Origin of the sequence: Acinetobacter sp. WA-87 (genome assembly GCF_039938935.1) — a bacterium.
GTDB lineage: Bacteria > Pseudomonadota > Gammaproteobacteria > Pseudomonadales > Moraxellaceae > Acinetobacter > Acinetobacter seifertii.
Map to the genome: position 1 here is coordinate 62,555 of NZ_JBDUVF010000002.1, position 23,271 is coordinate 85,825.

Annotated in this window: 21 protein-coding genes; 6 read left to right on the plus strand and 15 right to left on the minus strand. The window is 38.8% G+C overall.

Translation table 11 applies throughout. The features are described 5' to 3' along the window. Window positions 1-6 precede the first annotated feature (6 nt). The 5 genes from kdpA to ABFY81_RS07235 all read right to left on the minus strand — a co-directional run bounded on the left by kdpA (window position 7) and on the right by ABFY81_RS07235 (window position 4,898). Window positions 7-1,716 carry a potassium-transporting ATPase subunit KdpA gene (gene kdpA, locus ABFY81_RS07215; protein WP_347913453.1) on the minus strand — a complete coding sequence of 570 codons (1,710 nt, stop codon included), beginning with the start codon at window positions 1,714-1,716 and terminating at the stop codon, window positions 7-9. A gap of 258 nt (window positions 1,717-1,974) precedes the next feature. Beyond that, window positions 1,975-2,412 carry a 2-amino-4-hydroxy-6-hydroxymethyldihydropteridine diphosphokinase gene (locus tag ABFY81_RS07220; protein ID WP_347913454.1) on the minus strand — a complete coding sequence of 146 codons (438 nt, stop codon included), beginning with the start codon at window positions 2,410-2,412 and terminating at the stop codon, window positions 1,975-1,977. Then, complete coding sequence (gene folB, locus ABFY81_RS07225) at window positions 2,369-2,749, minus strand: dihydroneopterin aldolase (protein ID WP_038347992.1); 381 nt, start codon at window positions 2,747-2,749, stop codon at window positions 2,369-2,371. Before folB ends, ABFY81_RS07220 begins: the two co-directional genes overlap by 44 nt. A 15-nt stretch (window positions 2,750-2,764) precedes the next feature. Next, on the minus strand, window positions 2,765-4,063 hold the full coding sequence (locus tag ABFY81_RS07230; RefSeq protein ID WP_016804195.1) for an AarF/UbiB family protein: 1,299 nt from the start codon (window positions 4,061-4,063) through the stop codon (window positions 2,765-2,767). Between the two features lie 58 nt (window positions 4,064-4,121). Further along, entirely contained in the window at window positions 4,122-4,898 is a 777-nt protein-coding gene (locus ABFY81_RS07235; RefSeq protein WP_039247345.1) for a HesA/MoeB/ThiF family protein, read from the minus strand. Window positions 4,899-5,067: 169 nt separating this feature from the next. On the opposite strand from ABFY81_RS07235, the gene ABFY81_RS07240 reads away from it, so the two are divergent. Next, window positions 5,068-5,646 carry a flavin reductase family protein gene (locus ABFY81_RS07240; protein WP_347913455.1) on the plus strand — a complete coding sequence of 193 codons (579 nt, stop codon included), beginning with the start codon at window positions 5,068-5,070 and terminating at the stop codon, window positions 5,644-5,646. A gap of 45 nt (window positions 5,647-5,691) precedes the next feature. Here the strand turns inward: ABFY81_RS07240 and ABFY81_RS07245 are convergent, their stop codons facing one another. From ABFY81_RS07245 to ABFY81_RS07255, 3 genes are all read right to left on the minus strand, one after another. Continuing rightward, on the minus strand, window positions 5,692-7,335 hold the full coding sequence (locus tag ABFY81_RS07245) for an AMP-binding protein (protein WP_347913456.1): 1,644 nt from the start codon (window positions 7,333-7,335) through the stop codon (window positions 5,692-5,694). A gap of 220 nt (window positions 7,336-7,555) precedes the next feature. Beyond that, entirely contained in the window at window positions 7,556-8,692 is a 1,137-nt protein-coding gene (locus ABFY81_RS07250) for an acyl-CoA dehydrogenase family protein (RefSeq protein ID WP_347913457.1), read from the minus strand. Between the two features lie 19 nt (window positions 8,693-8,711). Continuing rightward, on the minus strand, window positions 8,712-9,482 hold the full coding sequence (locus ABFY81_RS07255; protein ID WP_343568188.1) for a 3-hydroxyacyl-CoA dehydrogenase: 771 nt from the start codon (window positions 9,480-9,482) through the stop codon (window positions 8,712-8,714). A gap of 166 nt (window positions 9,483-9,648) precedes the next feature. Between ABFY81_RS07255 and ABFY81_RS07260 the strand changes: the two genes are divergently transcribed. Next, window positions 9,649-10,677 (plus strand): AraC family transcriptional regulator, encoded by a 1,029-nt coding sequence (locus tag ABFY81_RS07260; RefSeq protein WP_347913458.1) that lies wholly within the window; start codon window positions 9,649-9,651, stop codon window positions 10,675-10,677. A 16-nt stretch (window positions 10,678-10,693) separates the two neighbouring features. Here ABFY81_RS07260 and prmC read toward each other — a convergent pair whose 3' ends face one another. Continuing rightward, window positions 10,694-11,506 (minus strand): peptide chain release factor N(5)-glutamine methyltransferase, encoded by an 813-nt coding sequence (gene prmC, locus ABFY81_RS07265; RefSeq protein WP_347913459.1) that lies wholly within the window; start codon window positions 11,504-11,506, stop codon window positions 10,694-10,696. After that, window positions 11,506-12,594: a peptide chain release factor 1 gene (gene prfA / locus ABFY81_RS07270; RefSeq protein WP_347913460.1), complete on the minus strand. Its 1,089-nt coding sequence runs from the start codon at window positions 12,592-12,594 to the stop codon at window positions 11,506-11,508. The genes prmC and prfA overlap by 1 nt, the downstream gene beginning before the upstream one ends. Before the next feature lie 398 nt (window positions 12,595-12,992). On the opposite strand from prfA, the gene ABFY81_RS07275 reads away from it, so the two are divergent. From ABFY81_RS07275 to ABFY81_RS07290, 4 genes are all read left to right on the plus strand, one after another. Then, on the plus strand, window positions 12,993-13,412 hold the full coding sequence (locus ABFY81_RS07275; protein WP_039251491.1) for a hypothetical protein: 420 nt from the start codon (window positions 12,993-12,995) through the stop codon (window positions 13,410-13,412). A 235-nt stretch (window positions 13,413-13,647) separates the two neighbouring features. Beyond that, entirely contained in the window at window positions 13,648-14,166 is a 519-nt protein-coding gene (locus ABFY81_RS07280; protein ID WP_077169333.1) for a hypothetical protein, read from the plus strand. 135 nt (window positions 14,167-14,301) lie between these two features. Beyond that, the gene (locus ABFY81_RS07285; protein WP_068933043.1) at window positions 14,302-15,306 is read left to right on the plus strand and encodes an LLM class flavin-dependent oxidoreductase; all 1,005 of its coding nucleotides are present in this window, start codon (window positions 14,302-14,304) and stop codon (window positions 15,304-15,306) included. Between the two features lie 147 nt (window positions 15,307-15,453). Further along, complete coding sequence (locus ABFY81_RS07290; protein ID WP_346789255.1) at window positions 15,454-16,017, plus strand: flavoprotein; 564 nt, start codon at window positions 15,454-15,456, stop codon at window positions 16,015-16,017. A 40-nt stretch (window positions 16,018-16,057) separates the two neighbouring features. On the opposite strand, the gene pgaD is transcribed toward ABFY81_RS07290, so the two are convergent. From pgaD to ABFY81_RS07315, 5 genes are all read right to left on the minus strand, one after another. Continuing rightward, window positions 16,058-16,522, minus strand: a complete 465-nt coding sequence (gene pgaD / locus ABFY81_RS07295) for a poly-beta-1,6-N-acetyl-D-glucosamine biosynthesis protein PgaD (protein ID WP_077164902.1) — start codon at window positions 16,520-16,522, stop codon at window positions 16,058-16,060. Next, complete coding sequence (pgaC, locus tag ABFY81_RS07300) at window positions 16,519-17,766, minus strand: poly-beta-1,6-N-acetyl-D-glucosamine synthase (RefSeq protein WP_004700851.1); 1,248 nt, start codon at window positions 17,764-17,766, stop codon at window positions 16,519-16,521. Before pgaC ends, pgaD begins: the two co-directional genes overlap by 4 nt. Beyond that, complete coding sequence (gene pgaB / locus ABFY81_RS07305; protein ID WP_347913461.1) at window positions 17,766-19,595, minus strand: poly-beta-1,6-N-acetyl-D-glucosamine N-deacetylase PgaB; 1,830 nt, start codon at window positions 19,593-19,595, stop codon at window positions 17,766-17,768. Before pgaB ends, pgaC begins: the two co-directional genes overlap by 1 nt. Beyond that, window positions 19,595-22,033 carry a poly-beta-1,6 N-acetyl-D-glucosamine export porin PgaA gene (pgaA, locus tag ABFY81_RS07310; protein WP_347913462.1) on the minus strand — a complete coding sequence of 813 codons (2,439 nt, stop codon included), beginning with the start codon at window positions 22,031-22,033 and terminating at the stop codon, window positions 19,595-19,597. The genes pgaB and pgaA overlap by 1 nt, the downstream gene beginning before the upstream one ends. Before the next feature lie 387 nt (window positions 22,034-22,420). After that, on the minus strand, window positions 22,421-23,257 hold the full coding sequence (locus ABFY81_RS07315; RefSeq protein ID WP_004700844.1) for a pyruvate, water dikinase regulatory protein: 837 nt from the start codon (window positions 23,255-23,257) through the stop codon (window positions 22,421-22,423). Window positions 23,258-23,271 lie beyond the last annotated feature (14 nt).

The window sequence follows — 23,271 nt, forward strand, 5'->3', positions numbered from 1 at the left end:
GCCTCCTTAGCCTTTAACCAACAAAAGTTGATCGGCAATTGGCCCAAGGACAAGAACTGGCATAAATTGTAATAAGGTAAGCAATACAACAATCGTAATCAGCGTTAAGGCAAAGGTTGGAGTTTCAACCTGAAGACTACCTGTTGTTTCGGGTGCTTTTCTTTTTGCTGCTAAACGTGTCGCAATCATTAATGGCAAAATTAAGGTCGGAAAACGTCCTAACAGTAGAGCGATACTACAAGTTACATTCCACCATACAGTGTTGTCTCCAAGACCTTCAAAACCTGAACCATTGTTGGCAAATGCAGAGACATATTCGTAGAACACTTGGCTAATACCATGTGGTCCCGGATTACTAATTCCAGATATGCTTGGAATGCTGAGGCTTAATGCGGTAAATGCAAGAATGACTAAAGGTTGAATCAAGATAATAATCGCGAGCAACTTAATTTCTGCCGCTTCAATCTTACGTCCAAACAATTCAGGAGTACGACCTGTCATTAAACCTGCAATAAATACGGCAAGTAACAGATAAATCATAAACTGTTGCAGACCACAGCCCACACCACCCCAAATGGCATTAATCAGCATGTTAATGAGTTCGACTAAACCGGTAAGCGGTGCAGACGAATCATGCATCATATTGACCGAGCCGTTATTTACCTGTGTAGTAAGCGCTGCCCAAACTGCTGATGCTGCTGGTCCAAATCGTTGCTCTTTACCTTCCATTACAGCAATTTGTGATGCGGTCGATGACATACTTTCAGACCAGACAGCTGCTGCACCTGAAATAACTGACATTAAAAGCATGCTACCAAACACAAAGTAGGCAAATTTTTTACGTCGAGTAAAATGTCCCACCATAAAAACGACTGTAATTGGAATGAGCAGAATCGCAATCATTTCTAATAAATTAGATAGCGGCGTTGGATTTTCTAAAGGTACAGAACTATTTGGACCATACCAACCGCCACCGTTACTACCCAATTGCTTAACAGCAACCATGGGGGCAACTGGACCTAATGGAATTTTTTGGGTTTGTACGGTATTTGCTTTATCAATAAGCTGTACTTCCGGCCCACCCTGAAAAGTTGCTGGTACGCCTTGGCTGTTAAGCAACAATGACCAAACAAAACAAAGAGGAAGCAAGAAACGGACTGTAGGGCGTATTACATCTGCCCAATAGTTACCAATTAAAATTTGATCTGGCTGTTCCGCAACATCAGCCGCAATATGGCTAGGACGTTGATAAAAGAAAGCTCTTAAGGTCGCAACAACTAAAGCTAGCCCCATCATTGGTGTGATGACTTGCAAACCTACAATACCTGTCATTTGCGACAAATAAGACAATTGAGCTTGACCAGAATAATGCTGTTGGTTGGTGTTGGTTAAAAATGAAATAACTGTGTGTAATGCTAAATCCCAGCTCATGTTTGGTGCGTGATTTGGGTTTAATGGTAGCCATGCTTGCGTCATAAAAATAGCAAAAACGGCTACAGCTAAAAAAACACAGCTAACAACAAATGCTAAAGAATATTGTTTCCAGTTCATTTGTTGTTGTGGAGATATACCTAACAAGCGATATACAGGATTTTCAATCCAACGAAATAATCCATCGCCAACCATCGGCTGATTTGCCATTACTTGGGATAAATATTTACTGAGGCACCATGCTAGAAAAATAGCAATAAATAAAACAAGGATAAGTTCTAACATGGCTATTCTCCTCTATACCCCTTGGCTTGATTTGCCAAACTGGAAATAAGGAGAGATGAAGAAATATCACTTTTTTTGAGTCCGCATAAGGCTATGCCAGACTGATGCAAGATGCGCATTTGAGAATTTATAAGCATCTTTATTGTCCTGAAGTAACACTAATTTAGTGGATTTCAGTATGGATAAAATGCTCGTAAATTCTCTATTGAGGAACTCAAAGGCCGCGTAAATTTTGCGTAAATTTTAGTTTGAAAGACCTTAAAATTTAAAATTAACAACTGGGTAAAGCGTACTATCAGCCTTTAGTTTTTCACAATGCCAAAGTTCATATAAAGGAATTTTTACATCGAGCGCCAAAGGTAGTTTTTTAGAATTAAATTGCATATGGTCGAGATCACTTCCCCATGCAATCAAATCTACATCTAAAGAAATATGATGCGACGGACGAACACGTCCAGAATCTGTCTCAAGTTTTTTGAGAAAAGATTCAATTTGTTCACAGGCTAAAGTGCTTCTTAATAGACATGCTGAATTCCAGTAATCATCTCCAATACCATCTCGGCATGGAATTTGATAAACAGATGAAAACTGCACTTTCCCCAAAGTTGCTAATTGCGTATAAGCAAAAGTAAAGTGTTGATCTGCGTCTAAATTACTCGCTAGGGCGAGCGCAAAAATTGTTTCTGGTGCGTTCAAGACGAATTCCTACAGCGTTTGCTTCTGCAATGATGGCTGGCTTACGGATGGTTATGGTAATTTTTTCAATTGTTGGAAAGGTTTCAAATAAACATTGCAAAACCAGATGAGCTGCGTGCTCGATTAATTCAGGCTTGGCTTTCTGAATGGTTTGAGCCGATAACTCACAAATCTGGGCATAGTTGAGTGTATCCTCAAGTTTGTCAGACTCTGCTGCTCGGCTCAAATCATTATGGATGGTTAAATCCAACATTAAAGGTTGAATAATTTGTCTTTCCCAGTTGAAACAGCCAATCACTGTTTCAACCTTCAAGCCTTCAATAATAATGGCATCCATAAATTTAAACTGACCTTAGTGCTTTAACAACGAAGCAGGTTCCATATTTTGAACCATTTTCAAACGTTGGTCTGCATAAATATCGGTATATGGTGCGAGTACGCGCATAAAACGATCGAAATAAAGCATTTGCTTAAATAATAAGGCAAAATCTCGAGGGAATTTAATACCGTGGCGCTCACCAACCCCTACCATATCCATCATAATGTCATTTAAATCGGCAGGATTAGTAGACAGAATCTGCTGTGGATCGGCCATTAATACGCCATTAAACAAACGCTCTAAATCTTGAGCTAAAACCTGAACATCGACCTTGTTATGGGTCATACCCATTTTGAGCATATTTTCAGCCATAGCCTGATAATCAGTCTTTTGCAAAGCATCCATAAACGCGATACATGCTGTCCAGACTTCTGGTTTTAACTGACCCACAATACCGAAATCGATAAAACCAATTCGGCCATCTTCAAGCAACATTAGATTTCCAGCATGTAAGTCAGCGTGGAAACTCTTACAGAGCATAAGACTACCAAACCATGTATTCATGGCAGTAATGAGTACTTGTGACGGATCTTTAGCATATTGTTTCACGACACTAAAATCTGTCAAAGACACACCATATAAACGCTGCATGGTCAAAACACGGCGTGTAGAAAACTGATGATAAACTTTAGGGGCTGTCGCAGCTTGGTTTTGTGAAATATTTAAATATTCCACAAAGTCATCTAAGTTCTGGGCTTCCTCAATGAAATCGACTTCACGCACCATACGAGTTTTAATTTCATCAACAATGTCAGAAAGAGCAGCAAACTTGATTTTAGGGACTGCACGTTCAAGCAGCTTTGCAGCCCAATGCACCACATTTAAGTCAGTGTATAAAATAGTTTCTACGCCAGGTTTTTGTACTTTGATAACGACATCTTCACCTGTCGTTAGTTTAGCTGCGTGAACCTGAGCAATTGAAGCAGAAGCTAAAGGTTTTTCATCGATATAACTAAAAATCTCGCTTAAATCACGCCCTTCAAATTCAGAGGCAAGTACGCCTTGAATATAGCTAAATGGCAGAGTTGGAGTCTGATCCAAACAACCTTGAAATTCTTCTACATATTCACGTGGGAATAGCGATGGTGTACTCGCGATAAACTGACCAAGCTTAATATATGTTGAGCCAAGCGACTCAAAAGTCTCACGCATGAGTTTGGCATTACTTGGCTTATCAGTTGCGTACTTAATACCAGCTTTAGCCGCAACCACTGCGGTTTCACCGATACGGGCAACTGAGCGCAATCCATCAAATAAAATATTTTTTTTCATATTTCTTTAGAACCAGAATATTCGTCTCAAGTGTAGCAAATTTTGCCTTATTTGCTGATTAGCTTGCCTGACAAAGTGGACAATTTATATCTTTATCAAAATTAACAATACGTTGTGACATATTTAATCCATCCCAAAGTAACAGTTTTTGTTTCAGAGGAGTGCGATTAAGCCCTAAATAAAGTAAAGTGTGATGTGCTTGTAATGACGCTATCATTACAGGAGTCGTTGCAAGCACTCCTGACTCTGCACAGCGAAGGCCTTCATTGTCATGCTGTTCTTTTGGAAATAAACATTCATAACAAGCTGAATCACCTTCAACCATAAACATTTGCGCCTGAAAGCCAATTGCAGAAGCACTAATTAATGCGACCTGATGCTTTTTACAAGCACTATTCACTAAATAGCGAGTTGTAAAGTTATCACAGCCATCTAAAACAACGTCTTGGTGTTCAACAAGTCTATCAATGTTATGTTCGTCTAAACGTTCATTAAAGTATTCAACACAGATATAAGGGTTAATTTTCTGTAACCGTTTTGCTAGAACTTCAGCTTTATAGCGACCAATATCTTCATGACCAAACGCAATTTGTCGTTGTAAATTACTTATCTCAATGGTATCTGCATCAATGAGTGTAATTTTTCCAACTCCTGCTCGTGCAAGTAGTTCTGCACTGCTACAGCCTATGCCACCAGCACCCACAATCAGCACATTGGCAAGTTTGAGTTTTTCCTGAGCTTCAATATCCCATCCATCAAGTAAAATCTGACGGCTATAGAGATGCATTTCTTCATCACTTAACTCTACAAAATCGATATCTTGAAGCTCGGTCACACGTTAATCCTTTCACTTAGAAGCCAAGTGATTTTATGACTAAGTTCGTCATTAGGAAAGCTATAAAATGGAAACAACTTTTTTATTCAGTTAACTCCCCATTACATTACTTCTCACACGCTTTCTGCAACAATAGAACAATCCATTTTCTGTATTACTTAGGCTAAATATGTCCCAATCATATATTGCACCTGTAGAGTTAGAAAAAGCTTATCGTTTATTAAATCATGGTCCAACTGTGCTGGTTTCTGCACAACATGGTGACGACCGCAATGTAATGGCTGCCGCATGGGCATGTGCATTAGAGTTTAAACCTGCCAAAGTGTCTGTAGTTTTAGATAAAAGCACTAAAACCCGACAGCTTGTCGAGCAAAGTGGTTATTTCACACTACAAGTTCCTTGCTATGCACAGCTCAATATGACCAAACAACTTGGTACCATTAGTAAGTTGGATGACCCACAAAAACTTGAGCACTGCGGAGTTGAACTATTCTATCAAGAAGACCTGAGTAGCCCACTTGTATCAGGTTGTATCGCATGGCTGGTTTGTAAAATTATTCCTGAACCGCACAATCAGTCAGCTCATGATTTATTTATTGGTTCTGTTGTAGGTGCATGGGCAGATAGCCGCGTTTTTAAAGATGGGCACTGGCATTTTCAAGATGCACCGAAAGAACTTCGAAGCCTGCATTATATTGCAGGTGGAACGTTTTACTTGATTGGTGAAGAAGTGAAAGCCGACCTCTAATATAAAAAATAAAGGGAAATATTTAAATATTTCCCTTTGTTCAATTTAGCTTGCATAGGCTTGCTGCATTTTTGCAATTTCTTGCTGCTTCAATAATCCTCTTTGAATTTTTCCGCTCGTGGTTTTCGGTAAACTATCCACAAACTCAATTTCTTTTGGGTATGCATGCCGAGATAAACGGTTACGAACATATTGCTGTAGCTTATCTTTTAATGTTTCACATGCTTGATAAGCAGGTTTAAGTACCACAAAAGCTTTTACTATTTCGGTTCGTTCCGGATCTGGCTTACCAATTACGGCTGACTCTAATACCGCTTCGCACTCTAACAAAGTACTTTCAACATCGAATGGTCCAACTCGGTAGCCTGATGTTGTAATGACATCGTCAGCACGCCCCACAAAATCAATGCCGCCATGTTCATTTAAAGTGACCGTGTCACCTGTTAAATAATACTTACCAACAAATGATTTGCGATTATTGCCACCATAACCTTTAAACCACATTAGTGGGGATTGCTCCGAGTCCATTGCCAAAATACCAACACCACCTGTTGGTAATTCTTGATAATTTTGGTCTAACACCGCAAAACGATGACCAGGAATTGCAAAACCAGCTGAACCTACTTTTAATGGGTGCTCAAGCGCATGGTGGTTCGCAATCACCATACCTAGCTCAGTTTGGCCATATTGATCAAAAATATTGACCTCTAAATCCTGCTTGAACCAGTTCACAACCTCAGGAGTTAATGGCTCACCTGCACTACTCACTACACGTAAATGTTGTTTAATTGAAGGGTCAAATTTTTCCTTAAACCCAAAGAACATTCGAAATGCTGTTGGCGAACCAGTTAAATTACTTACTTTATATTTTTTAATTAACTCAACTGCCTGATCTACATTAAACGAACGCTCATCCATAATAATGCTATGCCCCAAGCTTAAAGGGCCGGTAATGCCATAATACAAACCATACGCCCAGCCCGGATCTGCCAAATTCCAGAACATATCCTCTTCACGCAAATCGACAGCATGAGTCATATAACCTTTAAATGCCAAAATTGCTTTTAGTGGAACGGGTACAGACTTCGCAAGTCCAGTTGTACCAGAGGTAAACATCATTAAAAAGTCATCGTCAAAGCTACGGCTGACTGGTTCACATTGCTCAGAATAGCGTTGTAAAGATTGCCAAAAATCGAAGTCATGTTCAGATAAAGGACCAGTCTGATGAACAGTGACAATAACCGGAACATTTAAAGTATTCAGTTTAGGGCGCTGTTCATCATTGGTCACAATCAATTTAGTTTGAGCAGTCGTAATACGGTGATCAATCGATTTTGCTTCAAAGGCAGTAAATAAAGGCTGATAAATAGCACCTATGCGCCACGTTGCCAAAATTGTAATTAATAACTCAGGCGTTCTCGGTAAAAGCCCTGCAATACAATCTCCAGCTTGAATTCCTTGTGCTTTAAAGAAGTTAGCAAGTTTTCCAGAAAGTTCAGCAAGTTGTTCGAACGTATAGTGCTCTGCCTGTCCGTTTTTTCCTTCCCAAATGAGCGCTGTTTTATTTTTTCCTACATAACGCTCACAGCACTCAACATAAGCATTTATCGCTTGGGGGTGCCCAACAACTTGCTCTTCAATGAGTTTTTCAAGATCAAATTGCTGATAAGCTTCTGCCAAAGTTTTCATGATGCTCACCTTCATTCCGTTTGATGATTGATTTTGTGTAAGGCCACAAAATCTGTCCTGACTGTTATTGTTTTAGCTAAAGCTCGAAGAATATTTCTTCAACTTTCCTATCTATTTCAAACAAAACTAATAGCAAAAATACATCATTTCAATTGCAAGAAACCGCACATAGTGTGCGGCTTCTTGCAGTTTTAAGTTTAAAAACTCAATATCTTATGATCTAAACTTGAGCCACTTCACGAGCAATCACCAAGCGTTGAATATCCGAAGCACCTTCATAAATCTGGCTTACACGGACATCCCGATAAATTCTCTCAACAGGGAAATCACTGACGTATCCATAACCGCCATGAATCTGGATTGCATCCGAACATACTCGCTCAGCCATAGTTGATGCAAAGAGTTTCGCCATTGAGGCTTCTTTTAAACAAGGTAGCTCTGCATCTTTTAAAGTCGCAGCATGTAAAACCAGCTGATGTGCCGCTTCAATCTGGGTTGCCATATCTGCTAAGCGAAAACCAACCGCCTGATGCTGGACCAGCTCTACACCGAAGGCCTTACGCTCGTTTGCATATTGCACAGCTGCATCAAAAGCAGCTCTTGCCATACCGACAGACTGAGCAGCAATACCAATACGACCAGCCGCTAAATTAGATAGCGCAATTTTATAACCCTCTCCCTCTTGGCCGACCAAATTTTCTAAAGGAATCCGGCAGTCTTCAAGCGTAATGGTTGCAGTGTCCGAAGCATGTTGACCCATTTTGTCTTCAATACGAGTCACCAAGTAACCTGGTGTATTGGTGGGTACAAGAAAGCACGAAATCCCTTTTTTACCAGCTTGTTTATCTGTAACCGCAAATACCAAAGCCACTTGAGCATTTTTACCACTGGTAATAAATTGCTTTACGCCATTGAATACCCAATGGTCGCCATCTCGCTCGGCTTTACATAAAATCGCGCTCGCATCGGAACCAACATGTGGCTCAGTTAAACAAAAGCACCCTAGCCATTCGCCAGAGGCAAATTTTGGCAAATAGGTTTGTTTTTGCTGCTCTGAACCGTATGCCAGTGTAATACCGCAAATCAAGGAATTTTGAACACTTACGATTGTCGAAATAGCACCGTCGCCTGCGGCGATTTCTTCAATCGCAAGTACCAAAGAAACATAGTCCATTCCGGCACCGCCCCATTCATTGGGCACAGTCATTCCCATAGCGCCTAGTGCACCTAAATCTTTTAACTCCTGAGCCGGAAATTCATGGGTCTTATCGCGATGTGCAGCTGTTGGTTTTAACTGATTTTGCGCATAGTTACGCATCATCTCCTGAACCATGCTTTGTTCAGCATTTAGAATCATTTCAACATCCTTATTTTTATTATTTTGCTGCCATACGAATTGCACCATCCAAACGGATGACTTCACCATTTAAATAGGAATTTTCAGCAATATGCGCAACCAAACGAGCAAACTCTTCTGGTTTTCCTAAACGCGATGGATACGGCACCATTTGGCCCAAAGCATCTTGTACATTTTGTGGCATACCCTTAAGCATTGGAGTTTCCATAATCCCCGGTGCTATGGTCATAATACGAATGGCATGTCGTGCAAGCTCACGAGCAATCGGTAAAGTCATCGCAACAATAGCGCCTTTTGATGCAGAATAGGCTGCTTGTCCAATTTGACCGTCAAATGCTGCAACAGAAGCAGTGTTAACAATGACACCACGGTCCTCTTCACCTTCTTCAACCGTGTTTTTACTCATTGCATCTGCTGCAAAACGCAGCATATTAAATGTACCAGTGACATTAATATTTAAAGTCTTTGCAAATAACCCTAAGTCATGAACGCCCTCACGACCAACTACTTTTGCAGAAGGGCCAATACCGGCACAATTCACCAAACCATGTAAATGACCATGTTTAACCAACACATCTTTAAAGAACTGCTCAGCAGCAGCTTCATTGGTTACATCAAGTTTTACAAAGTCAGCTTTTGGCCCTAGCTGTTTTGCTTGCTGTTCACCTGCTTCTACATTCATGTCTACTAATGTGACTGAGGCACCCTGCTTTACCAAATATTCAGCAGTTGCAGCCCCTAAACCAGAGCCACCACCTGTAATCACGAAATGTTTTCCTTGAATTTTCATTATGTAACGTCCTATAGAAATGTTCTTTAACCTTAGTAGTGAGAGTAAAAGTTGTTTTTTTCCGATACAATTTCAAAAAACCTCAAAATGCTTGCAGCTTTTGATCAATCCAAATTTTGAATATGAAATATTTCACTTGAAATACGTAAAAAAATGAGTCTTTGACATGGTTGTCCAATCTTCTTTAAGTAAAGGAACTATTTCGATTGCACTGGTACATGAAGCATTAAGTGCGGCTTATGCCAAGGGTCTAAATACTCAAATTATTTTGAATAAAGCTGGCATTCCTGCTGAATTGCTCATGACACCTAAAGCGCGTGTTCCGGTAGCAACGTATGCACAATTATGGATAGAACTTGCCAATGCCATGAATGACGAGTTTTTTGGGATGGATAGCCACCCTATGCGCCGTGGCAGCTATAAATTACTTACAAAACTCGTCAGTACGGCTGAAACTTTAGAAAAGGCTCTCTATGATATTTTGAAGTTTTTTAACTTTGTTTTAGATGATATGCGTGGAGAGTTAATTCGAGAACAAGCAAAAGCTTATTTGGTCATTCGTGATCGTGAACAACCTAAACGTATGTTTACCTACGCAACCTTTCTAATGTTGATACATGGGCTTATGTGTTGGTTAGTAGATCAGCGAATTGGCTTAAACAATATTGCGGTACGCTGTCCAAAACCGAATGATATTCAAGATTATCTAGTTCGTTTCTGTGAAGATATAAAATTTAATGCCGAGATAAATCAGGTTGAGTTTGATGCCCACTACTTAGATATTAAAATTAAAAAAGATAAAAAAGCGCTTTATGATTTTTTAGAGCAAACTCCACAAAATCTTTTAGTTCGCTTTAAAAATGAAAATGCCTTGAGCGTTCTTATTCGTCGTCATTTATTAAAGCTTCACCCTGCTCAATGGCCCGAACTCAAAGATGTAGCACAGCAACTCAATATTTCTGAAGCTACTGTTCAACGTCGTCTCAAACATGAAGGGGTAAGTTATCAGCAAATTAAAAATGAAATTCGCTGTGATATTGCGATTGAACGCTTAAGTAAAAGCAATGATTCAATACAAGATATTAGTGAAGACTTAAATTTCCATGACCCAAGTGCTTTTCACCGTGCTTTTAAAAAATGGACAGGTGTTAGCCCAGGTGCTTACCGGGAAGCTACTCTTAGCTCCACCGCTTAAATAGTTTCCATTTTACTTATAATGAAGCCAAAGTGACGCGATCATTTTGGCCATAATCTTGAATAGTTTTAATCTGACTAAAACCATGTTCAGCAAATATATTTCGAACTGCCTGCCCATGATCATAACCATGCTCTAGTGCAATCCAGCCTTGTGGTTTTAACCAGTTTTTCCCTTGAGAAATAATAATTTCAATATCAGCCAATCCTTGATGGTCTGCAACCAATGCACGGCGTGGTTCTGTTGCCAAAGCTTGCATGTGTTCATCTTCAGGGTCGATATACGGCGGATTAGAAACAATTAAATCAAACTTTTGTAGTTCGAGTGCTTCAAACCAAGCACCGCAAGCGAATTTCACACGTTGTAAATTATGAACTTGTGCATTTTCTTTTGCGACATCTAAAGTAGGCGCATAAATATCAGTTGCGGTTATCTGCCAATCTGGACGTTCACTTGCTAATGCAAGTGCAATTGCCCCTGTCCCTGTTCCCAAATCCACAATATTTGCGTTATTTGGCAAATTTAGATTTAAAACAGTTTCAACCAAAACCTCAGTATCCGGACGTGGTACTAAAGTATCAGATGTTACTTTTAAATCGAGCGTCCAAAATGGTTGTGAACCCGTCACATAAGCTAAAGGTTCACCATTTTGGATACGTTCAAGACCAGCTACATAGTCTTGCTCTTGCTGGGCTGTTAACTCTTGCTCAAGTCTAAACTTTAATTCAAGCGAATTGATTTTTAGAAAATGCTCAAGCAGCCAAGCATTTTCTTGTCGTTCATAACTGTCAGGCTCACCACGAATTGCAAGCGCTTGAGCAATATTCATTAGCCGCCATTTTCCTGTGCAAGCATTGCAAGTTGATCTGCTTGATATTCACGATGTAAGCTATCGAGCAATTCAGTTAAATCACCTTCCATAATCGCGTCTAACTTATATAAAGTTAGGTTAATACGATGGTCAGTCATACGACCTTGCGGGTAGTTATACGTACGAATACGTTCAGAACGGTCACCAGAGCCAACTAAATCACGGCGCATTTCAGAAGTCGCTGCATCGGCTGCTGCACGTTTTGCATTTTCTAAACGTGATACTAACAAGGCCATCGCTTTAGCTTTGTTTTTATGCTGTGAACGTTCTTCTTGGCATTCAACAACTGTACCCGTTGGGATATGCGTAATACGTACTGCCGAATCAGTTTTGTTAATGTGCTGACCACCCGCACCTGACGCACGGTAAGTATCAATACGTAAGTCTGCTGGGTTAATTTCAACGTTAGTATCAACATCAATTTCAGGCAAAATTGCAACTGTACAAGCTGAAGTATGTACACGACCTTGTGATTCAGTCGCTGGCACACGTTGTACGCGGTGCGCACCACTTTCAAACTTCAAGCGGCCATACACACCATCACCATCTACACGGCAAATGACTTCTTTAAAGCCTCCATGTTCGCCTTCATTTTCAGAAAGGACTTCAATACGCCAGCCTTGTGTCTCGGCATATTTGCTATACATGCGAAACAAATCACCTGAGAAAATTGCCGCTTCGTCACCACCTGTTCCAGCACGAATTTCTAAATAAGCAGCATTAGAGTCATTTGGATCTTTTGGAATCATCAAAATATTGAGCTGGCTTTCTAACTCTACAAGCAAATCTTTATTTGCTTGAATTTCTTCTTCTGCCATATCTTTAAAGTCAGGGTCCGACTTCATCATTTCAGCAGTTTCAATGTCTTCTTCTGCTTGACGGTATTTGCCCCAAACTTCGGTAATTTCACTTAAATCACTATGTTCACGAGACAGTTTACGGAAACGTTTGTTATCGGAAATCACTTCTGCATCTGCAAGCAATGCGGTAAGTTCTTCATGACGATCACAGAGTTGATCAAGTCGTAAACGGAGTGACGCTTTCATAAGAGGAAATATCTCAAAAGTCCAAAAAACTTATCTAGATAAATATAAGAAGATAAGCCAAATCATAAAAATAGCGCATAGTTTACAGATTATGCTGATTAAATGACATATGTAATCCTTCAATTCATGAACTTTAGAATAGGCTTCTCAACATTCCTAAGTACATTAAATTAGATATTTTCCCTATCAAACGCTCACTACTTATTTTCAAACATTTGTATTGGTCAACTTTTCGGTCAGATTGATGGTTTTACATACGTTTTTAATAGAAAGCATACAAACGAGACACTAAACTCCAATAATCGAATGAGGGTTCTCCACATTTAAAGAGAAGTGTTTTGTTACATTTGCCGTAACGAAAGATATATGGTCCTGCAACTTGGGACATGGAGTAAATAATGAAATTAAATACTTTATTATGTAGTGCTGTTCTGGCTACTTCTATGGTGACTGTAGCACATGCTGATAATACAACTCATGTAGCAGCTGCTTCGGCTTTAGGTAGTGTTGCTGGTACTGCAATTGGTAAAAGCATGGGTGGTACATCTGGCGCAACAATTGGTGCTGCTTTAGGTGGTGCTGGTGGTGCAGCAGTTGCTAGTGATCGTCGTCACCGTACAGAATCTGCAATTGGCGGTGGTTTAGGCGGTGGTGCTGGCTATACTGTTGGTAAAAGCATGGGTGGTACAAATGGTGGATACATCGGTGCTGCTTTAGGTGCGGCAGGTGGTGGTGCTTTAGGTAATAAAATTTCTAAAGACCGCGATTATGATCGATCTTCAAAACACTGGAAGAAAAAACATCGTCATCGTCACTAATCATAGTGAAGACATAGATTTAAAAACACCTTCGGGTGTTTTTTTATAGTCAAAATTTTGTCCGCTCCCGATATATCGTTCATGATTTATTCACATCTTAATATAAACCATACAAAGCAGACACAAAACTATTGTATCGGCATTAACCTTCTCCATAATTTTCACGAAATTTTTAATTACATTTAGCTCAAGACATAAAGATTGCTCTTTAGCAAAATGAGCATGGAGTTCCAAAATGAAAATGAATATTTGGTTAGCAAGTGCATTAATCGCAACAACCTCTATGGTGTCAGTTGCACATGCAGATAATGGTACCCGTGTAGCGGCAACTTCTGCTCTAGGTAGTGTAGTAGGTACAGCAATTGGTAAAAGTATCGGTGGTACATCTGGCGCAACAATTGGTGCTGCTTTAGGTGGTGCTGGTGGTGCGGCTGCAGCAAGTGACCGTCGTAACCGTACAGAAGCTGCTATTGGTGGAGCTTTAGGTGGTGGTGCTGGTTATACCGTTGGTAAAAACATGGGTGGTACAAACGGTGGATATATCGGTGCAGCAGTAGGTGCCGCTGGTGGTTCTGCTTTAGGTCGTAAAGTTGGTCAAGACCGTAACTATGATGACCGTTATGACCGTCGTTATGATCGAGATGACCGCCGTTACGATCGTCGCTATGATCGTGAAGACCGTCGTTATTACAACGATCGCGCTTATTATCGTCATGATAATGGCTTACACCGTGGATGGTATAAACATCACTAATTGGTATACAGATATTAAAAAGCACCCTAGCGGTGCTTTTTTTATTTGGGAGTGAAATTTATATCGAAAAAAATCGATATACATCACCTCATTTATATCGTATTATTTCGATATAACGTTTTTTGAGAATATCGCATGCGATCACTTCAAGACACCAAATTTTCAATTTTGGAGCTAGCTCCAATACGTGATGATAAAACAATCGAGTTTTCATTACGTCATGCATTAGAGCTCGCCCAACATGCAGAAAAATTAGGTTATGACCGTTTTTGGCTTGCAGAACATCATAATATGGATGGAATTGCGAGTTCAGCAACTGCTGTTTTACTTGGCTTTATCGCGGCTCATACCCAGCGCATTCGTTTAGGTTCAGGTGGTATCATGCTACCAAACCATGCACCATTAGTGGTTGCAGAACAATTCGGTACATTAGCAACCTTATATCCAAATCGTATTGAGCTAGGTTTAGGTCGTGCTCCGGGTACAGATCAGCTCACTATGCGTGCCTTACGTCGTGGGCATCAGGAAACGGAAGATCAGTTTCCTAGAGACGTTGTTGAGATTTTGCAATATTTTAAAGCACCTCAACCCGGCCAAAGAATTATTGCCACTCCTGGACAAAATACTCATGTGCCTGTCTGGTTATTGGGTTCAAGCTTATTTAGCGCACAATTGGCTGCGAAGCTAGGATTACCCTATTCATTTGCATCGCATTTTGCGCCACGCATGCTTGGTCAAGCGATCGAACTTTATCGTGAAAATTTCGAACCTTCTGAATATTTGGACAAGCCTTATGTTTCAATGGGCGTACCTGTTGTAGTTGCCAATACAGATGAAGAAGCTCAGTTCCTAGCAACAAGCGCATACCAACGTGTTTTAGGATTAATTCGTGGTGAAAGCTTAAAACTCAAGCCACCAGTTAATTCAATGCAAGGACTATGGAACACAGCAGAACAACTTTCAGTTGAAAATTTCTATCAGATGGCACAAATCGGTTCTGCTGAAACAGTACGTTCAGGTTTAGAAAAGCTTTTGGCTACATATGAAGTCGATGAGTTTATTTTTACTTGTGACGTCTATGATACAAATAAACGTTTAGAAAGCTTTACTCAATTAATGCAATTAAAATCAAGTCATTAATATCTAAACAAAGTCTCATGCTTGGCTCAGTTCCAAGCCTGAGATAACCACCCATCTGAAAATACTTTACCCAGCTACCTTGCTTGGTTATTTATATTAAAACGATAAAAAATCATCATAAATGAAAACCAAAAGGACTTTTGGAAAATGAGTATTGAACTTAAAAATAGTGTTGCAAAATCAGCTACTTTTCAAAATTCAGTTCAGGATTTTGACGCTTTTAATGGTCAAATTCTTTTATCAAATACAATCAAAGCATATGATTTTTCTAATTTAAATGTAGCGATTATTGGAACGGATCAGGAAACTGTCACAGACTTAGACAAAATCTGCCAACAAGCAAAGTTTGTAACTGTATTTCAAATCACACCACACTTTATTTTGCCCCATAGTCAAATTGGTATACATCGTCTCATTACCCATCCACTTATTGCTAAAAACAGGAGGCTATTTAACAACCGTGTAAAAAGTATCTTAGCTCTACGTTTTTTGGAAACCCAAGTAAATGAAACATGGCTGAAGCGTCTTTTAACTCCTAATACTGCAAAAGCCCATAAAACATTTTTTAAATCTGATAACTATTATGCAGCTCTACAGAGACCAAATTGTAAATTACAGACTTGGCCAATTGTGAAAGTTACTCAAACGGCTATATACAGTATGGATGGCACTCAGCAAACCATTGATGTCATTATTAGAACAACTTCTTGAAAAGAAAAAAAGCATGGTTGAAATACCATGCTTTTTTCATTCAGTTCAAATCATATTTTTGCAAATGCCCATGCTCATCATAATGCAGAATGACACGTTGAGCTTTTTGCAATTCTGATAATGACGCGGTACTTACTGTAAATTTAAAAGCCAATAAATCATCAGAACTATTTGGCGCTTTACTACGTCGATCATCACCATGAAATCTAAGCCAGTTATAACTTGCCCATAAAATTAGAACCAAAGCACTTAAGCAAATTAAAAGAAGTAAATGCAGTAAAGTTTTGACTTCCGAAATATGATCTACCCACACATAGTCATAAATAAGATGTCCTTCAAAAAACCACAAAAATAAAGAAACCAGTGGAAAAAGCAGCCACATTAAACAAAACCAACCTATTGTTTGCAAAGTATAGTTCGCGGTCTTATTTTTTACATATTCAGGCTGATCAATATATTCAGGTATATCTAAAACCTCTATATCATTATTTTCTTTATTTTTCATGAGTTATCTCCTCGAAAGCCTCGGTCAGGACTAACCCAGCGGGCACGTTTTTTTGTGTTAAATATAGTTTTAGGTACCGCAACCACGCTGGTAAATAGCGTTAGTAGCCAGAAAAATAATGGATACCAAATTACCCAAAAGTAATTTCTAAAAAGACGCCCACGGTCATAACGATGATCGATCCATAAACTGACTAAAAATTGGATGAGACATGTTCCACCCAATATCACGCCATACCACTGTGGCATTAGAGAATTGATCTGCCACTGCTGAGGCAATTCAATAAATAGACCAATCAAGAAAAGTAAGAAAATAAAGATCATCACATATGACCAAACAATACTGACTAAAGCTTCAAGCATGACTGGCCACATACGGCGCAAGCGGACTTTGAGCATTTTTGGAATATATTCCAATAAGACTTCTACCCCACCTTGTGCCCAACGCAAACGCTGTTTCCAAAGACCTTTAAAAGTTTCAGGCATGTAGATATAACAAAGTGCTTGAGGAATATATTGAATATCCCAATGGTCCATCTGAAGCTTCCAAGAGATATCAATATCTTCGGTAATTTTGTCGTCAGACCAAAAACCGACCCGAGCTAGGGCTGTTTTTCTAAACGCTACAATTACTCCTGATACTGTAAAAATACGTCCATACGTGCGCTGTGCTCGCTTAATTAATCCAATAATTGAAGAGAACTCCCCAACCTGTAATTTCCCTAAAATACTTGAGCGATTTAAAATTCTTGGGTTACCAGTGACAGCCCCAATGCGTGGAAATTTTAAAAACGGCTGCATGAGCCAAAGTACAGCATGAGGATGTAATAAAGCATCTCCATCAATACAAACTAAATATTCGTATTTACTGACTAATACTCCCGATCTTAAAGCAACTGCCTTACCTTGGTTTTCTGCTAAGTGCACGACTCTCAGACGAGTATCTTGTGTTGCTAACTCATCAAGAATCTTTGCTGTTCTGTCACTACTACCATCATTTACAGCAATCACTTCAAAATTTGGATATTTTGTTTGCAAGGCATAACGAATGGTTTGCCGCACTTGAGCTTCTTCATTAAAACAAGGAATAATAATGCTGCAACCTTCATTTGAAGGCTCAGGTAATTGCTGTTCATGGTATTCCCGTTTAAAGAAAAACCAGAGACCACCTACCATCCATGTCCACGCCATAAGTAGCGGATATAAAAAGGCAAAAGCAAATAGAATATCGAGTAATACTCTCATTACTTTTTCCCCTCATTCGCTAGACCTGCAAAGGGCTGATACATCACAGAACTGGAATTTAAGCTCATTGGGTTATATAAATATTCGTGAACACTTTTTGAGTTTTTAGGGCTATAGCCATCAACACCAAATTTCTGAATACCTATACGTTGAATATCAAAAAGACCTTGTTTCACTTCTTGCCAAGCATTTTTCTGGTCATTTTCTGGCAATGTTAATGTCAGCATAATTCGTTGCTTGTATTTCGCATCAAGCGTGTTTAAAAGCCTTAAGGCTTGTTTAAATTGTTTTTGCTTGCCCACCATATTAAATTTTAGGTTCACTAAATCATTCTGGGTTAAGAGTGATTTTAAAAGCGCTGGTAAGTGTTCAATATGCTCTAAGTCAGGTGTAAGCAACAAACTAAACTGTGCCTGATTACTCATATTCAAATAAGGCTTTGCAGCTTTTTGAGTCAGTTGAATCAGTTGTGACAATTGCTTCACTTGTTCAACACAGTTGCTTTCGTTCAGCGTTATGTTTTGCATTGCACAATTTAAAGCAGTTCCGGCATTAAGTTGAATACCACTTAAATTGCTATTAAAACGCGCAACATCTTTAGCTAAATCTGCTACCAAAAACGGTTTATTTTTTTGAGGATAAATAGGTAGTTCTAAAATAACCGACTGACCTGCACGAGTTTGTGCCTGCCATAAACCACGGTTCAAAATATCTTGCTTAACTGGCATTTGAGCTGTTGGGAAATAAGCAACGTCATATTGTCCATCTCCATCTTGGTCATCTAAAGGCTTCAATATCAGCGTATTGTTTTTTAAGCTATAAAGTTTTGATAACAATACCCCTAATTTTTCATCTGACTGACTATTGGTCGAGGCAGCTAATTGCTTTAAATCCATACTCACAAAATGTTTTGGCTGCTTATATAAATCCTTCTCTGCAGAGTTCAAAATATTAAGCAACGTCTCCGATAGCTGCTCAGCTGTAGAGTTATCCACCATAAGACTGCGTTTGAAGGTAACGTCATTAATTTGGTTCACCCCATCACGCCCTAAACTAAAGGAAAAAGTAAACCCTGCTTGTTGAGCTAGTTTTTCTAACTGCTGATTTACCGCACCATACGGCCATACAATCGCTTTCGGCTCTACACCCAATTCTTTTTTTAAGACATCATGAGATTTTTTTAAATCTTTCAAAATACGTTGTTGATATTCCGCGTCGGTTTCGTAACGTGCCTGTGATTTTAAATACATATAAGAAGTTGCTGCGGGTTGTTCATTCCCTTGAGGGTTAGCAAGCACACCATGATGCAAATCATCACTATGGCTTGCGAACTCAGCTAAGCCAGAAGCCTGCATTTCTCGTACTTGCTTCCAATTGACCAAGTTCCCTTGTCCATAGGCTTCATAGCCAGCTTTTGTATTACCATTTAGCCAACTGGTTGGGAGTGCAAAAACTGCCGGAATCTGATATTGCTTAAGCAGTGGAAATATACGACTGTAGCTACTTAAAGCACCATCATCAAAGGTTAACAAAATGGCATTATGAGGTAGCTCTTTGCCTTGCTTACGAGCCTCTTCAATATCTTTTAAGCGTATTGGCTTCCACTCAGATTGACTGAGCCAGTCAAAGAACTGCGCTAAATTTTTAGTTTGAATTGCATAAATATCCCGATCGCCCTCTTTTAAAACATCATCTCTGACGTCATGAAAAGTTAAAGAAACCACATGATTTTTTGGTAAATCTTTTTCTATCTGGGCATATGCAAATTGCAGAGGTAACAATGTCGAGGCCAAAGCACAGCCCAACATTTTCGAAAATAAATTATTCATTAAAAACGCCCTTCAAATCCGAAAATACCATAGGTATGCTGTTCAGCATGTCCATCGTAAGGATGGTATTGCCAGCCAATTCCATAATTGAGTTGCCATGTACGTGATAGCTGCCATTGATGTTGATACTGCAAAGAATAGGTTGGCTTAGTGGAATAATCGGCTTGTTTATAAAGACCCACCCCAGCCTCGAAATGCTGTTTAAATGAACGTTCATATTCACGCCAAGTCACCCAGTCATGACTTAAATTCAACTCGGCGCTGTAATGCGAACTTGGGCTAAAATAAGCGGTTTGATCTTGGCTATTACTGCCGAAAAAACCACGGACAGTGCCATAAGTAATGTGATGCGGCGCTGCAAATAGTCTTTCGCGCCAAAAAGTTGAAAATTCTTGTTGTTTATTGCCATCACTAATATCAGTCAAACCGTAACTTGCGCCAATTTGACGAGATTCATCCTTTTGCCACGTCAACGCAGCTCTATAAGATTGACCGTCTTCTCCTGCATCAATCGCTTGTAGAGGAATGTCAGCCTGACTGTTATATTGCAATTGATACTGCCAGTGATCATTTAGCCACTGTGACCAATCAAGACGAACACCAGCTTGTCCGCCATCTGTACTTTGCGACAAGATCGCCGACAATGCCTTACGATTGGCTTGCCATTCGGCCCCAACACCATAGCGCTGGTTATGCACGTCGCCAAAATTGTATTCGCCATAACGATCTTGATGCCAAGCGAATAAACGATAATTCTCTTTTATCCACGGACTATTAAGGCGAGTTTCCATCTCACGGTCTTTTAAACCGTTTTGTCCACTTACAGAATCGCTGTTATTAGCTTTACTTTGGCCCCAAGTCGTTGAGTGTGAAATCGTAGCTCTATTACGATCATCCAACTCTTTACGGCTTTTAATGACGCCACTATCATCAGGATAAAAATGCACTAGGTTTTGCGTTGTTTTACGCCATGTCTGAATATCACCTAAAGCCTGAGCATTTTGCATTTCATTAATGCGAGTATCTTTAGCAATCGGATCTATACCATTTAAACGAGAAATTGTTTTTTTTGCTTCTAGAGGCTTTTCCCTCCACCGCTCCACACGGGCAAGGTTATTAATCAAACTCTCATTTGCAGGTGCCTGCTCTACTGTTTTTTGAAAGTGTTTTTCAGCTTGATCTAAATGATTGGCATAAGCTAAATGTATCCCTTTTAAAGCAATATAATCGTCTCGGTCAGGATGGCTCGTTTTATCTACACCTTTTGCCTGACTATATTTATAAGTCGGAATAAGGTGATCAACTTTTGCCAAAAGCTGTTCAGCTTCCTTATATTTTTCTTGTTCAATATAAGAATAATACAACCCGCTATAGACGATCATATCCGGATAATTTTTTTCGGTTAAAAGTGTCTTATAAACAAGTTCAGCTTGCTTTGGCTTTTGCTCAGCTAAATAACTATCAGCAATTGCATGACGTACATATGCAGGTAATTTCTCAAGCGGAATATTTAATTGAGTAAAATTATCTAAAACTGCTTTCGCTCGTCCTCTGAAATCTAATGCATATAAATAATCGTAGTGAAACCTTAAATAGTTAGGATCTTCTGGTTTTATTTGCTGTTGTAACTTTTGCCCTTTTTCTAACACGCTATCTAATTCAGCAAAACTTTCTGTATCTGATAAGCCTTGACGATTTAAATATTTATAACGGGTAATTGCATTATTGACCTGCTGAGAAAATTCACTCACTTGTAAAGTTTGCTGTAATTGCGCAGTTTGCTGATTTTTCTCGCTTGTTTGAAGTAATTGCTGAGCTTTTTGATATGCACCAATAGCAATCAAGTCGTAGACATATTCTTGTAAAACGGATGAAGACTTAGGTTGTTGCTGATAAGCATGCTCAATTGTAGCTAAAGCATCTACAGGCAAATTAATTAGACGGTAAGCATATGCAATACGTACCAATTGATCAGCATTTAAATTTTTAATATTGATTTTAGATAACAGAGTCTTAGCATTCCCTGTTTCTTGCGATTCAGCATATAAAACAGATAATAAAATGCGCCCATCAATCGTTTTTTGAATATTAAGCTTATTTGCCCATTCAATCGCTATTTTAAAATGTTTAAAATCTCGAAAATTTTGAATTAAAGGTAGCTTTGGATATTCCGGAAAATTCACATAATTAATATTTACCAATAAATCTGTAAATTTAGTTAGATCCTTTTTTTCATTAGACATAACAATTAAATAATCAGCTAACAATTTTTGATCATGTGGATACTGTTTTAACAATTGATCTAGCTGATAAACAGCGTGTTGGGTTTGCCCTGCTCTATAATCTTGAATAGCCTGCTCACGCAAGACATCCACTTGAGCGGCGTACAATTGAATTGGCAAGAGATATACCAATGAAAAAACACATTTTTTTAGCATTTTGATAATCGGATAGTCCCATATCGAGATGGGAAATTATAGTTAAAAATGTGAACTTCATCACAATAATCAAAATGCGCATGATATTTACAACAAATGTAAAATATGAATAAAAAAAGTATTTGTATTTTAAAAAAATAACTAAAAACAAATGTTTATAAAAATATAGATTATTAGTTTGTATACATTTCTTTTCAAAAAACTTATTTTAACTCACAAACTGTAGTGTAAGAGTTTACTCGCTGATAACTAATCAGAAACGATTCATTAACTTGACGTTTTATATTTAAAACTTTTATTTTTAATATGTATATAAATTTAAAACCATTCAATCCGATTACATTAATAGTATTCAAATTGAATGGCCAAAATAAACAATTGATTTAATTAACCGATACGTCGTTTTAAACCAGTCATTTGTAAAATACGAGTAGAGATTTCTTCAATTGACATTTCAGTGACATTTAAATATTTAATACCTTCTGAAATATAAATACCTTCAATCGCTCTTAATTCCATTTGACACTGACTAAAACTTGCATATCGGCTATTTGCTTTGCGCTCGCTTCGAATAGCAACCAACCGTTCTGCATCAATCATTAAACCAAACAATTTGCTACGATGCTCTCTTAATACTGCTGGTAGACGGTTATCGTCCAAATCTTCTTCTGTCAAAGGATAGTTAGCTACACGAATACCAAACTGTAGTGAAAGATAAATAGAAGTTGGGGTCTTACCTGAGCGAGACACACCAATTAAAATCAAATCTGCTTTATCGTAATGACGGGTACGCGCCCCATCGTCGTTATCAAGTGCGAAATGCACTGCATCAATACGTGCTTTATAATACTCAGAATCAGTAACTGCATGTGTTTGCCCAACTAATGTTGTTGGCGGCGTTCCAAGCTCCTGCTCAAGTTTACTGATTAGTCCTTCAAATACATCTAAATTAACCGCTTTTGCAGTATTAATAATTTCACGGACATGCGGATCAACTAAAGTATCAAATACTAATGGTAAGCATCCATCACGGGTTTGACATTTATTAATCTCAACCACAATAGCCATTGCTGCCTCTTCAGTTGTGATATAAGGCATGATGTGAATGTCAAAATCTACATTAGGGAATTGTGCTAATAACGAATGTCCAAGAGTCTCGGCAGTAATTGCAGTTCCATCAGAAATAAAAAAAACACTCCGCTTATACTGTTTACTTTCTGACATTAAAATTCTCCTTA

Excerpts from the sequence above, each read along its gene's own strand:
- ABFY81_RS07290 (WP_346789255.1), top strand. The coding sequence starts at position 15,454 with ATGAGTATTGAACTTAAAAATAGTGTTGCAAAATCAGCTACTTTTCAA.
- ABFY81_RS07230 (WP_016804195.1), bottom strand. The coding sequence starts at position 4,063 with ATGAAAAAAAATATTTTATTTGATGGATTGCGCTCAGTTGCCCGTATC.
- ABFY81_RS07260 (WP_347913458.1), top strand. The coding sequence starts at position 9,649 with ATGGTTGTCCAATCTTCTTTAAGTAAAGGAACTATTTCGATTGCACTG.
- ABFY81_RS07250 (WP_347913457.1), bottom strand. The coding sequence starts at position 8,692 with ATGATTCTAAATGCTGAACAAAGCATGGTTCAGGAGATGATGCGTAAC.
- folB (WP_038347992.1), bottom strand. The coding sequence starts at position 2,749 with ATGGATGCCATTATTATTGAAGGCTTGAAGGTTGAAACAGTGATTGGC.
- pgaD (WP_077164902.1), bottom strand. The coding sequence starts at position 16,522 with ATGAAAAATAAAGAAAATAATGATATAGAGGTTTTAGATATACCTGAA.
- ABFY81_RS07285 (WP_068933043.1), top strand. The coding sequence starts at position 14,302 with ATGCGATCACTTCAAGACACCAAATTTTCAATTTTGGAGCTAGCTCCA.
- pgaB (WP_347913461.1), bottom strand. The coding sequence starts at position 19,595 with ATGAATAATTTATTTTCGAAAATGTTGGGCTGTGCTTTGGCCTCGACA.
- pgaC (WP_004700851.1), bottom strand. The coding sequence starts at position 17,766 with ATGAGAGTATTACTCGATATTCTATTTGCTTTTGCCTTTTTATATCCG.
- ABFY81_RS07315 (WP_004700844.1), bottom strand. The coding sequence starts at position 23,257 with ATGTCAGAAAGTAAACAGTATAAGCGGAGTGTTTTTTTTATTTCTGAT.
- pgaA (WP_347913462.1), bottom strand. The coding sequence starts at position 22,033 with ATGCTAAAAAAATGTGTTTTTTCATTGGTATATCTCTTGCCAATTCAA.
- prfA (WP_347913460.1), bottom strand. The coding sequence starts at position 12,594 with ATGAAAGCGTCACTCCGTTTACGACTTGATCAACTCTGTGATCGTCAT.
- prmC (WP_347913459.1), bottom strand. The coding sequence starts at position 11,506 with ATGAATATTGCTCAAGCGCTTGCAATTCGTGGTGAGCCTGACAGTTAT.
- ABFY81_RS07255 (WP_343568188.1), bottom strand. The coding sequence starts at position 9,482 with ATGAAAATTCAAGGAAAACATTTCGTGATTACAGGTGGTGGCTCTGGT.
- kdpA (WP_347913453.1), bottom strand. The coding sequence starts at position 1,716 with ATGTTAGAACTTATCCTTGTTTTATTTATTGCTATTTTTCTAGCATGG.
- ABFY81_RS07280 (WP_077169333.1), top strand. The coding sequence starts at position 13,648 with ATGAAAATGAATATTTGGTTAGCAAGTGCATTAATCGCAACAACCTCT.
- ABFY81_RS07240 (WP_347913455.1), top strand. The coding sequence starts at position 5,068 with ATGTCCCAATCATATATTGCACCTGTAGAGTTAGAAAAAGCTTATCGT.
- ABFY81_RS07275 (WP_039251491.1), top strand. The coding sequence starts at position 12,993 with ATGAAATTAAATACTTTATTATGTAGTGCTGTTCTGGCTACTTCTATG.
- ABFY81_RS07245 (WP_347913456.1), bottom strand. The coding sequence starts at position 7,335 with ATGAAAACTTTGGCAGAAGCTTATCAGCAATTTGATCTTGAAAAACTC.